The sequence below is a fragment of the Enterobacter cloacae complex sp. IR5459 genome (assembly GCF_049238005.1).
In the GTDB taxonomy this organism is placed as follows: domain Bacteria; phylum Pseudomonadota; class Gammaproteobacteria; order Enterobacterales; family Enterobacteriaceae; genus Enterobacter; species Enterobacter hormaechei_C.
In genome coordinates this window covers 604,104-615,019 of record NZ_JBMKIG010000001.1, presented here as the reverse complement: position 1 = coordinate 615,019, position 10,916 = coordinate 604,104, and the positions used below count along the sequence as shown (strand labels likewise).

The following is a 10,916-nucleotide window of genomic DNA, read 5'->3' as shown; positions in this document are numbered from 1 at the left end:
CTCGCAGACAAAACGCACTTGCGCACAGTGCAGGAGTGCATTACTATCCACTCAGCTTCAAGGACTGGAGCTTACCAGCATTATGATTAATCATTTTCGGGATCAATGGCTTGAGGATTTTTTTCTCTACGGGAGATCGAGCAATGTTATTCCTTTGAATCTGGAAACAGCGCTTGCAAGAAAGCTCGACATCATCAATGCGGCCATGTCGCACCTGGATTTACGATCGCCACCGGGCAATATGTATGAAGCATTGAGTCCTCCGTTGAAGGGATACTCCTCTATCCGGGTAAACAGACAATACAGGCTTGTATTTCGCTGGTCAGAGGGAAAAGCAGACGATCTCTATCTCTCTCCACACAAGTACACGCAACACAAGTGAGGCATCACCTATGACACTTCAACAGGCACTCCGCAAACCCACCACGCCGGGCGAGGTGTTGCAGTATGAGTATCTTGAACCGCTCAATCTGAAAATCAACGATCTGGCAGAGATGCTAAATGTACACCGCAATACCGTAAGCGCGTTGGTCAATAACAATCGCAAACTTACTGCCGATATGGCGATCAAACTGGCAAAAGCCTTTAATACCACTATTGAATTTTGGCTGAACTTACAGCTAAACGTTGATATCTGGGAAGCGCAATCTAACTCCCGCACGCAGGAGGAGTTAAGCCGGATAAAAACCGTTGCGGAAGTCATGGCGAAGCGAAAATCCGGCAAGCCGGACGTTGCCTGATCCGCTCGCGCCACGCAATACGCTTACCCGACACGGGAACGGCGCATAACGGCATCTGCCATTATGCGCATCCGGTTACAGGGAAATTCTCAGGCGTCGAACCGCTTCTTTAAGCTGCTCATCCGTTGGGGTAACGAAAGACATGCGCAGCGTGGTGTGGTCCGGCTCGTTGCAGTAGAAGAACTCACCCGGCACAAACACGACGCCGTTGCTCAACGTTTTTTCCAGCCATTTCGTCGTATTGATGCCGTTATTCATTTTCGCCCACAGGAACATGCCGCCCTTTGGCTTGTGGAACGACATCACATCGCCCAGCTCCGCTTCCAGTCCACTGGCAAAGGTCTGGTATTTCTGGCGGTAGGCTTCGCGGATCATTTTAATCTGATTCGCCAGACGACCGGTTTTCAGATATTCGTACGTCATCAGCTGCGACAGCGTGCTGGTGTGCAGATCGGTGGTTTGCTTGAGGTTCACTACCGCGCGCTTTAGCCACTCCGGCACCAGCACCCAGCCCACGCGGGTGCCCGGCGCGAGGATTTTAGAGAAGGTGGAGGTGTACACCACGTTATCCTCATTGCCGATATCTTTGGCATGAGCAATCAGCGGGCGGAACGCTTCGTCGGTGTAGTTGATCTCGCTGTACGGGTCGTCTTCGATAATCACGAAGTCATAGCGCTTCGATAATTCCACCAGCTGTTTACGACGCGCTTCGGAGAGCGTCACGCCGCCCGGGTTACCAAAGGTTGGCACGATATAAACCGCTTTGATGGTTTTAGTTGCCACCAGCGCTTCTAGTTCATCCACTTTCATGCCGTCGCCGTCGGTACCGACGGATTCAAATTTCGCCTGCGCCAGGCCAAAGACCTGCAACGCGGCGAGGTAGGTAGGCCGCTCCACGACGACCGTATCGCCCGGGTTGATTAACGCCCGCGCCAGCACGTCAAGCGACTGTTGCGAGCCGGAAGTAATGACCACATCATCGGCTTTACAGGCGATGCCGCGACCTTCAGAGATGCGTTGGATCTCTTCGCGCAGCCCCGGGACGCCTTCCGTCAGACCGTACTGGAATGCTTCGCCAAAATGCTGAGACAGCACGGCATCAGCGGCGATTTTTATACCTTCATGATCGAACAGGTCCGGATTTGGAATACCGCCACCCAGCGAAATCACGCCTGCCATTTTGCTATGTTTTAATAATTCACGGATGGCAGAGGATTGCAGGCCCTGCGCGCTGCTGGCGAGTTTGTTTGCAAACATTCTTTACTTACCTTCTTTTTTTATATTGTGCCCAATCTTAGCAGAATATGGGCAATAAATTCCGTTAGCTTAGGCAGCGGCCGCAAATCCTGGCGCCACAGTAAATGCACCGGCCTCGGCGCGGGCGTAAACGCTTCCAGAACCCGAACCAGGCTGCCGCTCGCCAGCTCTTCCGCCACCAGCACTTCCGGTTGCAGCAGAAGTCCCGCCCCGGCTCGCGCCGCCATGCGTAAGCCGTAGCCGTCATTGCATCGTAAGACGGCATCACGCTTCCAGCGCACTTCGCCTTCCACACCCGGCAGCCGCCACTCGTTACGCGCCGTCCATACCGTGTGCGACAGGCACAGGTGATCCACCAGATCGGCTGGCGTTTGCGGCGTACCGTGACGCGCCAGATAATCCGGCGCGGCGCAGATCGTCATGTTGTAGGGACACAGATATTTCGCCACCAGGTCCTCATTACGGATCTCACCGATACGAATGGCCAGATCGACCCCTTCCTCGACCAGATCAACCATTCGGTTGGTGAGATCCAGTTCGATGCGCACTTCCGGGTAACGCTGCAAAAACGTGGCCGTCAGAGGCGCGATAACGCAGCCGCCAAACGAGGTGGGCGCTGTCACGCGCAGGGTGCCGGCGGGTGTGGCTCGCAGGCGCTCAACCGCGTTTTCAGCAATCGAGACCTGCTCCAGCACGCGCCTGGCCTCTTCGAAATAAACGCGTCCGGCATCCGTCAGGCTCTGGCGACGGGTGTTGCGCTCCAGCAGCCGCGTGCCGAGCTGCGTTTCCAGCTGCGTAATATACTTCCCGACCATCACCGCCGACATCTCCAGCCGAGCCGCCGCGCCGGTAAAGCTGCCGCTTTCCACCACCGCGATGAACGTCTCCATGCCGCGAAGCTTATCCATATTCCGAACCTCTGGTTAGCAATCTTCTAACATCAACCCAGTTTATCTGAATTTTTATTTATTAAAGAATGAAGGCTCACAACATAAGGAGTCTGCTATGAAAATCGTCATTATTGGTGCCAGCGGTACGGTCGGTCGTGCTGTGACAGAAGAGCTAAGCCGTCGTCACGAGGTGATCAGCGTGGGTCGCACGCAGGGCGACCATCAGGTGGATATCACCTCGCAGGCGAGCGTACAGGCGCTGTTCGAAAAGATCGGCCCGGTGGATGCGATTGTCTCCGCCAGCGGTGGGGTACACTTCGGCCCGCTCGCAACCATGACCGACGGCGAGTTCAACCGGGGCTTACAGGATAAGCTGCTGGGGCAGATTCGTCTGGCGCTGACCGGCCAGCACTACCTGAACGAAGGCGGCTCGATTACGCTGATAAGCGGCATTGTGGCTCACGAGCCGATTGCTCAGGGCGTCAATGCCACCACGGTGAATGCGGCGCTGGAAGGGTTTGTGCGCGCCGCGGCCTGTGAACTGCCGCGCGGGATCCGCATTAACCTGATCAGCCCGACGGTGCTGACCGAATCCGCCGAAGCATATGATGGCTTCTTCCCGGGCTTTGAAAGCGTTCCCGCTGCGACCGTTGCGCAGGCCTACCGCCGCAGCGTGGAAGGGGTACAGAGCGGGCGGGTATATAAAGTCGGCTATTAAGCCTTACGGGCGGCGATCAGCACCAGCATCGGGCGTTCCGCCTCTTCGGCCAGCGCGGGCCAGGCGTCAACCTGCGTCTGCGTTGGTCCCCACTCATTGACTTCGCTTATCGTCAATCCGGCCTTGATCAGTGCGTTAAGCGTGGTGCCCAGCGTGCGGTGGTATTTAATCACCCCGTCCGCCAGCCAGTTGCTGACGCGCTGGCTTTCGTCCTGATAATGATTCACGCCCCAGAACCGCTCGCCGCTGTCGTCGGTCAGCCAGCCCTGACGGGTGGCGCAGGTATAAATCGGGTGCTCCATCGAGAAGACCAGGCTGCCACCGGGTTTTAGCGCGCGCTGAACGTTGGCGAATAGCGTGTCCAGCTCCGGCAGGTAGTGTAGCGCCAGCGAGCTGTAGACCAGATCGAGGCTATTCGCTTTCAGCGCCAGAGATTCCAGATCGCTACGCTGATAGTGAATCCGATTGTCATCAGTCAGTTCAGCCGCGCGGGCGAGCATTTTTTCTGAAATATCAACACCCGTGACGTCAGACGCGCCCAGCTCGCGCGCTGCGCGACAGAACCATCCGTAGCCGCAGCCGAGATCGACAACCGCTTTACCGGTTAAATCTGGCAGCATTGCCTTGAGCGCGGGCCACTCCGGCGCGCCGTTCAGGCCCTGAACCGAGCGCGGAAGCTGGGCATAGCCTTCAAAAAATGCCGGGTTGTCGTAGATGTTTTGCGCCATAACGGACTCCTTTATCGCAACAGTGGCGAGGGTAAAGCACCCCTCGCCCGTTGACAACGTATCCGTCTTATAAATCACAGCCTGCGCCGGATTTTCTCCACCATGGCTGTGGTTGAGATCCCGTAGCGGTCATGGAGGGTGGGCAACGCGCCCGCATCAAGGAACGCGTCCGGCAGCGCGACGGTATCGAAATCCACGTTCACGCGGTTGCGCATCAACAGCGACGCGACGGCTTCGCACAACCCGCCTACGCTGCTGTGGTTTTCCGCCACGATGACCAGCCGTCCCGGCTTCGCAGCCTGCGCCAGGATCGTCTCTTCGTCCAGCGGCTTAATGGTGGGCGAGTGCAGCACCGCCACGCTGACGTTATCCTTACGCAGCTGCTTCGCCGCCTCCAGCGCACGCATGGTCATCAGGCCTGAGGCGACGATCAGGACATCGTTCCCCTCTTCCAGCAGCGCAGCTTTGCCAATCTTAAACTGGTAGTTGTACTGGTCCAGCACCACCGGCACCTTGCCGCGCAGCAGGCGCATATAGACAGGGCCATCGTGCGCTGCCATCGCCGGCACCGCCTGTTCGGTGTCGATTGCGTCACAGGGATCGATAATCGTCATGCCCGGAATACCGCGCATAATCGCAATATCTTCCGTCGCCTGGTGGCTCGGCCCGTAACCGGTGGTTAGCCCCGGCAGCGCCGCGCAGATCTTCACGTTCAGGTGCTCTTCAGCAATCACCTGATGGATAAAATCGTAGGCGCGGCGGGTGGCGAAGACGGCATAGGTGGTGGCGAAAGGAATAAAACCCTCTTTCGCCATGCCGCCCGCGGCCCCCATTAACAACTGCTCGGCCATGCCCATCTGAAAGAAGCGTTCCGGGTAGGCCTGAGCGAAAATATGCAGATCGGTGTACTTCGACAGATCCGCAGTCATGCCTACGACCTCCGGTCGCTGTTCCGCCAGCTTCACCAGCGCGTGGCCGAACGGTGCGGCTCGCGTCTCCTGGCCCTCTTCCGCGATAGAGGCAATCATCGCCGACGTGGTTAAACGCGGTTTTTTCTCCGTGGTCTGGCTCATTACAGCACTCCTTCAGGTTTGTTGGCATCCAGCACAGCGAGTGCCTTTTGCCACTCGTCAGCATCCACGCGAATAAAATGGTTCTTGTCACGCTTTTCGAGGAACGGCACGCCCTTGCCCATCAGCGTGTCGCACAAAATGACGCGCGGCTGGTTTTCCGGGTAGCGTTTGGCGTTATCAAACGCCGTTACCAGTGAAGGGACATCGTTGCCGTTGACGCGCTGCACGTACCAGCCGAAGGAGGTCCATTTATCTTCCAGCGGCTCAAAGCCGAGGATCGCGTGCGAGTTGCCATCCGCCTGCTGGCGGTTAATGTCCACCAGCACGATCAGGTTCGACAGGCCGTGATGTGCCGCCGACATCGCAGCTTCCCAGGTTGACCCTTCGTCCAGCTCGCCGTCTGACATGGAGTTAACGACCCATGCCGCGCTCTGCTTGCGCTTCAGCCCCAGCGCCATGCCAACGCCAATGCTTAAGCCCTGCCCCAGCGAACCGCCGGAGATCTCCATGCCCGGCGTGTAGGTTGCCATGCCGGACATCGGCAGGCGGCTGTCGTCCGCGCCGTAGGTCTCCAGCTCCTCTTCAGGAACGATCCCCGCTTCAATCAGGGCGGCGTAACAGGCAATGGCGTAGTGGCCGTGAGAGAGCAAAAAACGGTCACGCCCCTCCCACTCCGGCTCGCCCGGCTTAAGGTTCATCCCGTGGGCAAACGCGGTGGCCAGCACATCGGCATAGCCCAGCGCCTGCCCGATGTAGCCCTGCCCCTGCACTTCGCCCATGCGCAGCGCGTAGCGGCGAATGCGCCAGGCCGCGGCGGCAACCTGTTGAACTGTGGTATCCGTCATCGTCGTATCTCCTTAATGGATCAGCATCCCGCCGTTCACGTCGAGCGTGATACCGGTGGAGTAAGAAGAGAGGTCGCTGCCGAGGAACAGCGCGGCGCGGGCGATATCCTGCGCGTCTCCGAGGCGGTTAAGCGGAATGCCCGCCAGAATGGACGTTTTCATCTCATCGCTCAGCTTGCCTGCGGTAATGTCCGTCTGGATAAGACCCGGCGTGATGCAGTTTACGCGCACATTGTCGGGCCCCAGCTCACGCGCCATGGCTTTTGCCAGCCCCAGCACACCCGCTTTTGCAGCGCTGTAGTGTGGGCCGCCAAAGATGCCGCCGCCGCGCTGGGCCGATACCGATGAAATGCAGACGATGCTGCCCGACTTTTGCGCGCGCATAGTGGGAATAACCGCCTGGGACATTAGCAGCGTGCCGCGCAGGCTGACGTCAAGCACCGCATCGTAATTTTCGCGTTTGATATCCATCAGCTTGATCGGCTGAGTTATGCCGGCGTTATTCACCAGAATATCGATGCGCCCGTATTTCCCCAGCACCTGCTCAATGGCGGCATTAACCTGTAATTCATTGCTGACGTTCGCCGCAAGGCCCAGATGTTCGTCGCCAAGGCTCGCGGCGGCAGCCCGGCTGGCTTCAGCGTTTAAATCGATAATCACCACTTTCGCACCCTGTTCAGCATATAATTTCGCCGTAGCGAAACCCAAACCGCGTACGGAAGCCGCGCCGGTAATAACGGCGACTTTATTTTTCAGTAGCATACATTTACTCCATTAGGACAAGAGAGATTTAATGTTTTATTTCGGCTCTTCCAGCAGCATAATCATTATTAAGCCAATGGCTGCGCAAATACCGAAATAAATAAACACGGAATTAAAACTACCTGTTTTATCCAGCAGATAACCTGCCAGCATCGGGGAAACAAATCCGCCGAGATTACCGCCGCTATTGATAATGGACGCGGCAATCGGATAGGTTTTACTGTCCGCAACAGCCATTCCATAAGCCGTAAAAGCGGGCCAGCCGATATTCAGACAGAGGCCGACAAAAAATAACCCGACGCAAACCGCGACGGTGCTTTGCGGAATATTCAGCATAATAACCATCATTAAAACGGTGCTGATGGCGGTAAACATCATGGTCGGTTTACGTCGGCGGCCGAGCAGTTTGTCGGAGACGTAGCCGCCAAAAATCGCACCGATAAATCCACCGATGCACGGCATGCTGGCGACCAGCCCCATGCTCATAAACGTAAAGCCTTTCTCTTTCACCAGATAGAGCGGGATCCACGTCAACAGTCCGTACAGCACGCTGACCATCATAAAATAGGCCAGGCAGTCGCCGAGAATATTCTTCGAGGTAAACAGCCCTTTCACCGTGCTTACCGGGGCTAATTCCCGCACGCGGATCAGCCGGTCGAGGCGTGCAAAGCCTGGTGAAATCACGATATTTTCCCGTCTGGCGTCCGGGGTCTCCTGACCGGCGGTAATGGTCTCCAGCTCCGCTTTCGAGACGAATGCGCTCTCGGACGGCCTGGTGCGTACCAGCAGATACCACAGGACGGCAATGACCAGGCCGGGGATCGCAAAGGAGAAGAAGACCCAGCGCCAGCCCCAGGTCATGGCGATCCACACTGCCAGCGGCGGCACGAGGATGGGCGCGAACATGGTGGCGGCGATGTAGACGCCCGTGGCCGTGGCCTTCTCCTTTGGCGGAAACCAGTTATTGATGGTGGAGGCCAGCCCGACCGGGCACGGCCCCTCTGTTAACCCCAGCCCCAGGCGGATACACTTCAGGCCCAGAACCGAGGTTGCGGTGCCCATCAGCCAGGTAAAGGCAGAGAAGCCGAATATCGACAGTGCCACCATGCCGCGAATTCCCTTTTTGGCAATAAAAAAGCCCGCAGGAATTTGGCTCAGGGCGTATCCCAAAAAAAACATGCTGGCGATGGCACCGGCTTCGAAATTATTGATATGAAATTCGTCAATGATAAACGGCAGTACTGCACCAATATTTGTTCGGTCAGCATAGTTAATGGCATAAACAATAAAAATTAATGCCAGCACAACGAAACGGTAATTGGTTTTTTTAGTCTTTATGTAGGGGACAGCTTGTTCTATACGAGACATAACTTACCTCATTATTCGAACACCGTGAGTCGTTTTATTATTGCGTTCAACGTCAATATATCGGCTCACCCATGAAACGCCATTCAATAAAGCTCATTTATTGCTGAGATAAATTTGATTCGCGATACAGCTCAAAAAAATAACATCGGGATAAAATTGCCCGCTCGCAGTCTCAATGTTATGTTTTTTATCAATTATCGTGTAAGGAGTAGGCCATGTCCGCGCAGGATCGCCAGACGTTATCGCTGCCCTCGCTCAGAAATTTGCAGGCGTTTATCGCCGTTGCTAACGCCCTGAGCATCCATCAGGCGGCGGAACAGCTCAACGTCACGCCTTCGGCGGTAAGCCACCAGATCGCGTCGCTGGAATCGTGGCTGGGCAAGAAATTATTTATCCGCAGCGGCAAAGGGGTTCAACTCACCCCGACGGGAGAACAATATCTGCGGGAGGTCTCGGCGGCGATGAGCGCCATCGGGCGCGCCACCGATCAAATCGTGAAAGAAAAAGACAATGCTGTGCTTCGCGTGCACTCCTCCCCCACCTTCGGGCTGTCCTGGCTGTTGCGCCGTCTGGGCAGATTCCGCGCCGAATATCCTGATATCACCATCAATCTCACCTGCTCCTATGAGAACCTACAGTTCGCCAGAGATAATATCGACATTGATATCCGTCACGGTATTCCGGACTGGGACGCCTACCGGGTGATGACCATTAAAAACGACACGCTGGTGGTATTGGCCTCGCCGGACTATGCAGAAGAGCATCCCATCAGCACGCCCGCCGATCTGCTGCAACAGTCGCTTATCTCGTCCACCAGCACTCTGGTGAACTGGGAGAAATGGTTCGCCTGGCACAATATCGACAGGCCCTGGCTTAATTTCAGCCTCAGCTTCGACCGCTCCTACATGAGCTTTGAAGCGGCGCGCATGGGGCTTGGGTTTATTCTGGAGAGCAAAATGATGGCTACCGATCACCTGAAGGATGGCTCGCTGGTGCAGGTGCTGCCTGATGAAATGGGTATCGCCATCAACGCGCACCATCTGGTGATGCCGCACATGAACGAACGCGCGTGGAAGATCCAGCAGTTCGTCGAGTGGATTGACCGTGAGTTGCGATTGTCGGGGTATCACCTGTAGCGATACCCCAACGTGGCGTCAGGCGACCGTGCCCCAGACCAGATTCCCCTTGTGGAACGTCGCGGTGCGCGGAGAAATGCGCGCCACCGCCTCGGCGGAACAGGAGGCGTCAACCAGCACAAAGCTGGCGTCGTCCTGCGCTTTAGGCCACACGCGCTCACCTTTGTCGTTCAGCGGCAGCACGTCGCCGGTGGCGATGCCCAGCGCGCGCGAAAGCGTCTGCTCATTCGGGCGAATATAGAGCTGTGCATAGAGGTTGGCTTTCTCCAGCATGTCCCCCAGACCGTACGGCGACCAGTGGTCGATCACGCTGTCGGTACCGGTCATGACAAACACGCCTTTATCACGCAGCTGCTTCAGCGGCATGTGCAGAGTGCCAATCGGCACGGTGGAGGCGATGGTCACCTGTTGTGCCGCCATGCGGGTGGCGATCTCATCCACCTCTTGCTCGTTAAGCGTCGCCAGGGCGAAGGCGTGGCTGATGGTCAGCTTCCCCTTCAGCGCCGGCGTTTTCTCTACGGTTTGTACCATGTAGTTCACCGCCGCCACGCCCGCCGGGCTGGTTTCATGCAGGTGAATATCCACCCCTTTGTCGTAATCCAGCGCAATCTGGAACATGGTATCTAGCGATTTCTCCATCGCGCCGTCGACGCTGGTTGGGTCCAGCCCGCCCACATAATGCGCCCCCGCCTGCATCGCCTCGCGCATCAGCTTTTCAGAATTCGACAGCAGCAGGCCGTGCTGCGGGAAGGCAACGATTTCGCAGTCAAAGCCTGCGCCCCGGCGCGCCAGTACCGCCTGCAAATTTTCCAGGTTTTTCAGGCCGGAAACCGGCTCTATGTTGCAGTGGCTGCGGGCGATGGTGGACCCTTTGGACTGGATCAGGTCGATCAGCTTTTCGGCGCGTTCTTGCGTGTAGGGCTGTAACTCCGGCAGCAGCTTCTGCTCCAGGCGGATCATGTCCTGAATGGTGGTGCCCGCCGGACGGTTCAGGGAGCGCCACGGGCCGCCGTAGAAGGTTTTATCCAGGTGAATGTGCATGTCGCGCATCGCCGGAAGCATCAGCTTTTTACCCGCGTCGTAGTGCGGCAGGGTCGCGTCGGCGTGGCTGCCGTTATCGCGCAGGGCGACGATTTTCCCGTCTTTGATCTCCAGCGTTTTCAGCTCGGTGCGGGTGCTTGTCGCCACGCTGCCGTCGTAGTTAAACCCGGCTTCCAGCAGCACGTTGTCGAGATAGTAATGTTTTGCGGTGATGTTCATCGGTTTACCCGTCTCGCAGGTTGCCTTTATAGAATCGGCAGCATACGCGACGGAACCCGTGGCGCCAAACAGCGCGCAGGCAGTAACCATTTTGCCGCTCTGGCTGATAAACTCGCGGCGGCTTTTATTCTCACTCATC

12 protein-coding genes are annotated in these 10,916 nt (G+C 56.9%); 4 read left to right on the top strand and 8 right to left on the bottom strand.

Annotated features, from left to right (window positions below; translation table 11 throughout):
• The first annotated feature begins 82 nt into the window (after window positions 1-82).
• Together ACOTX4_RS02990 and ACOTX4_RS02985 are read left to right on the top strand one after the other, a co-directional pair.
• On the top strand, window positions 83-382 hold the full coding sequence (locus ACOTX4_RS02990) for a type II toxin-antitoxin system RelE/ParE family toxin (protein WP_015571638.1): 300 nt from the start codon (window positions 83-85) through the stop codon (window positions 380-382).
• A gap of 10 nt (window positions 383-392) precedes the next feature.
• Window positions 393-740 carry a HigA family addiction module antitoxin gene (locus ACOTX4_RS02985; RefSeq protein ID WP_022651701.1) on the top strand — a complete coding sequence of 116 codons (348 nt, stop codon included), beginning with the start codon at window positions 393-395 and terminating at the stop codon, window positions 738-740.
• Window positions 741-815: 75 nt separating this feature from the next.
• Here ACOTX4_RS02985 and ACOTX4_RS02980 read toward each other — a convergent pair whose 3' ends face one another.
• Together ACOTX4_RS02980 and ACOTX4_RS02975 are read right to left on the bottom strand one after the other, a co-directional pair.
• Entirely contained in the window at window positions 816-1,997 is a 1,182-nt protein-coding gene (locus tag ACOTX4_RS02980) for a PLP-dependent aminotransferase family protein (protein WP_045331224.1), read from the bottom strand.
• Window positions 1,998-2,017: 20 nt separating this feature from the next.
• Entirely contained in the window at window positions 2,018-2,905 is an 888-nt protein-coding gene (locus ACOTX4_RS02975) for a LysR substrate-binding domain-containing protein (protein ID WP_421635350.1), read from the bottom strand.
• Between the two features lie 97 nt (window positions 2,906-3,002).
• Between ACOTX4_RS02975 and ACOTX4_RS02970 the strand changes: the two genes are divergently transcribed.
• The gene (locus ACOTX4_RS02970; RefSeq protein ID WP_045331227.1) at window positions 3,003-3,605 is read left to right on the top strand and encodes a short chain dehydrogenase; all 603 of its coding nucleotides are present in this window, start codon (window positions 3,003-3,005) and stop codon (window positions 3,603-3,605) included.
• Here the strand turns inward: ACOTX4_RS02970 and ACOTX4_RS02965 are convergent.
• The 5 genes from ACOTX4_RS02965 to ACOTX4_RS02945 all read right to left on the bottom strand — a co-directional run bounded on the left by ACOTX4_RS02965 (window position 3,602) and on the right by ACOTX4_RS02945 (window position 8,381).
• Window positions 3,602-4,333 (bottom strand): class I SAM-dependent methyltransferase, encoded by a 732-nt coding sequence (locus ACOTX4_RS02965; RefSeq protein ID WP_032660054.1) that lies wholly within the window; start codon window positions 4,331-4,333, stop codon window positions 3,602-3,604. The genes ACOTX4_RS02970 and ACOTX4_RS02965 overlap by 4 nt on opposite strands.
• A 74-nt stretch (window positions 4,334-4,407) precedes the next feature.
• Window positions 4,408-5,406 (bottom strand): transketolase family protein, encoded by a 999-nt coding sequence (locus ACOTX4_RS02960; RefSeq protein ID WP_022651706.1) that lies wholly within the window; start codon window positions 5,404-5,406, stop codon window positions 4,408-4,410.
• Window positions 5,406-6,251 (bottom strand): transketolase, encoded by an 846-nt coding sequence (locus ACOTX4_RS02955; RefSeq protein WP_022651707.1) that lies wholly within the window; start codon window positions 6,249-6,251, stop codon window positions 5,406-5,408. Before ACOTX4_RS02955 ends, ACOTX4_RS02960 begins: the two co-directional genes overlap by 1 nt.
• Window positions 6,252-6,263: 12 nt before the next feature.
• On the bottom strand, window positions 6,264-7,013 hold the full coding sequence (locus ACOTX4_RS02950; protein ID WP_003862216.1) for an SDR family NAD(P)-dependent oxidoreductase: 750 nt from the start codon (window positions 7,011-7,013) through the stop codon (window positions 6,264-6,266).
• A 36-nt stretch (window positions 7,014-7,049) separates the two neighbouring features.
• Window positions 7,050-8,381, bottom strand: coding sequence for an MFS transporter (locus ACOTX4_RS02945; RefSeq protein WP_023323645.1), 1,332 nt, complete (start codon window positions 8,379-8,381; stop codon window positions 7,050-7,052).
• A gap of 215 nt (window positions 8,382-8,596) precedes the next feature.
• Between ACOTX4_RS02945 and ACOTX4_RS02940 the strand changes: the two genes are divergently transcribed.
• Window positions 8,597-9,517 (top strand): LysR substrate-binding domain-containing protein, encoded by a 921-nt coding sequence (locus tag ACOTX4_RS02940; RefSeq protein WP_003862214.1) that lies wholly within the window; start codon window positions 8,597-8,599, stop codon window positions 9,515-9,517.
• A gap of 18 nt (window positions 9,518-9,535) precedes the next feature.
• Here the strand turns inward: ACOTX4_RS02940 and ACOTX4_RS02935 are convergent, their stop codons facing one another.
• A complete protein-coding gene (locus tag ACOTX4_RS02935) occupies window positions 9,536-10,915 on the bottom strand; it encodes an amidohydrolase family protein (RefSeq protein ID WP_063938182.1) in 1,380 nt (459 codons plus the stop codon).
• Between the last annotated feature and the right edge of the window lies 1 nt (window position 10,916).

Bases quoted from the DNA above. Each gene is read 5' to 3' on its own strand.
- ACOTX4_RS02990 (WP_015571638.1), top strand. From the start codon at position 83: ATGATTAATCATTTTCGGGATCAATGGCTTGAGGATTTTTTTCTCTAC.
- ACOTX4_RS02985 (WP_022651701.1), top strand. From the start codon at position 393: ATGACACTTCAACAGGCACTCCGCAAACCCACCACGCCGGGCGAGGTG.
- ACOTX4_RS02980 (WP_045331224.1), bottom strand. From the start codon at position 1,997: ATGTTTGCAAACAAACTCGCCAGCAGCGCGCAGGGCCTGCAATCCTCT.
- ACOTX4_RS02975 (WP_421635350.1), bottom strand. From the start codon at position 2,905: ATGGATAAGCTTCGCGGCATGGAGACGTTCATCGCGGTGGTGGAAAGC.
- ACOTX4_RS02970 (WP_045331227.1), top strand. From the start codon at position 3,003: ATGAAAATCGTCATTATTGGTGCCAGCGGTACGGTCGGTCGTGCTGTG.
- ACOTX4_RS02965 (WP_032660054.1), bottom strand. From the start codon at position 4,333: ATGGCGCAAAACATCTACGACAACCCGGCATTTTTTGAAGGCTATGCC.
- ACOTX4_RS02960 (WP_022651706.1), bottom strand. From the start codon at position 5,406: ATGAGCCAGACCACGGAGAAAAAACCGCGTTTAACCACGTCGGCGATG.
- ACOTX4_RS02955 (WP_022651707.1), bottom strand. From the start codon at position 6,251: ATGACGGATACCACAGTTCAACAGGTTGCCGCCGCGGCCTGGCGCATT.
- ACOTX4_RS02950 (WP_003862216.1), bottom strand. From the start codon at position 7,013: ATGCTACTGAAAAATAAAGTCGCCGTTATTACCGGCGCGGCTTCCGTA.
- ACOTX4_RS02945 (WP_023323645.1), bottom strand. From the start codon at position 8,381: ATGTCTCGTATAGAACAAGCTGTCCCCTACATAAAGACTAAAAAAACC.
- ACOTX4_RS02940 (WP_003862214.1), top strand. From the start codon at position 8,597: ATGTCCGCGCAGGATCGCCAGACGTTATCGCTGCCCTCGCTCAGAAAT.
- ACOTX4_RS02935 (WP_063938182.1), bottom strand. From the start codon at position 10,915: ATGAGTGAGAATAAAAGCCGCCGCGAGTTTATCAGCCAGAGCGGCAAA.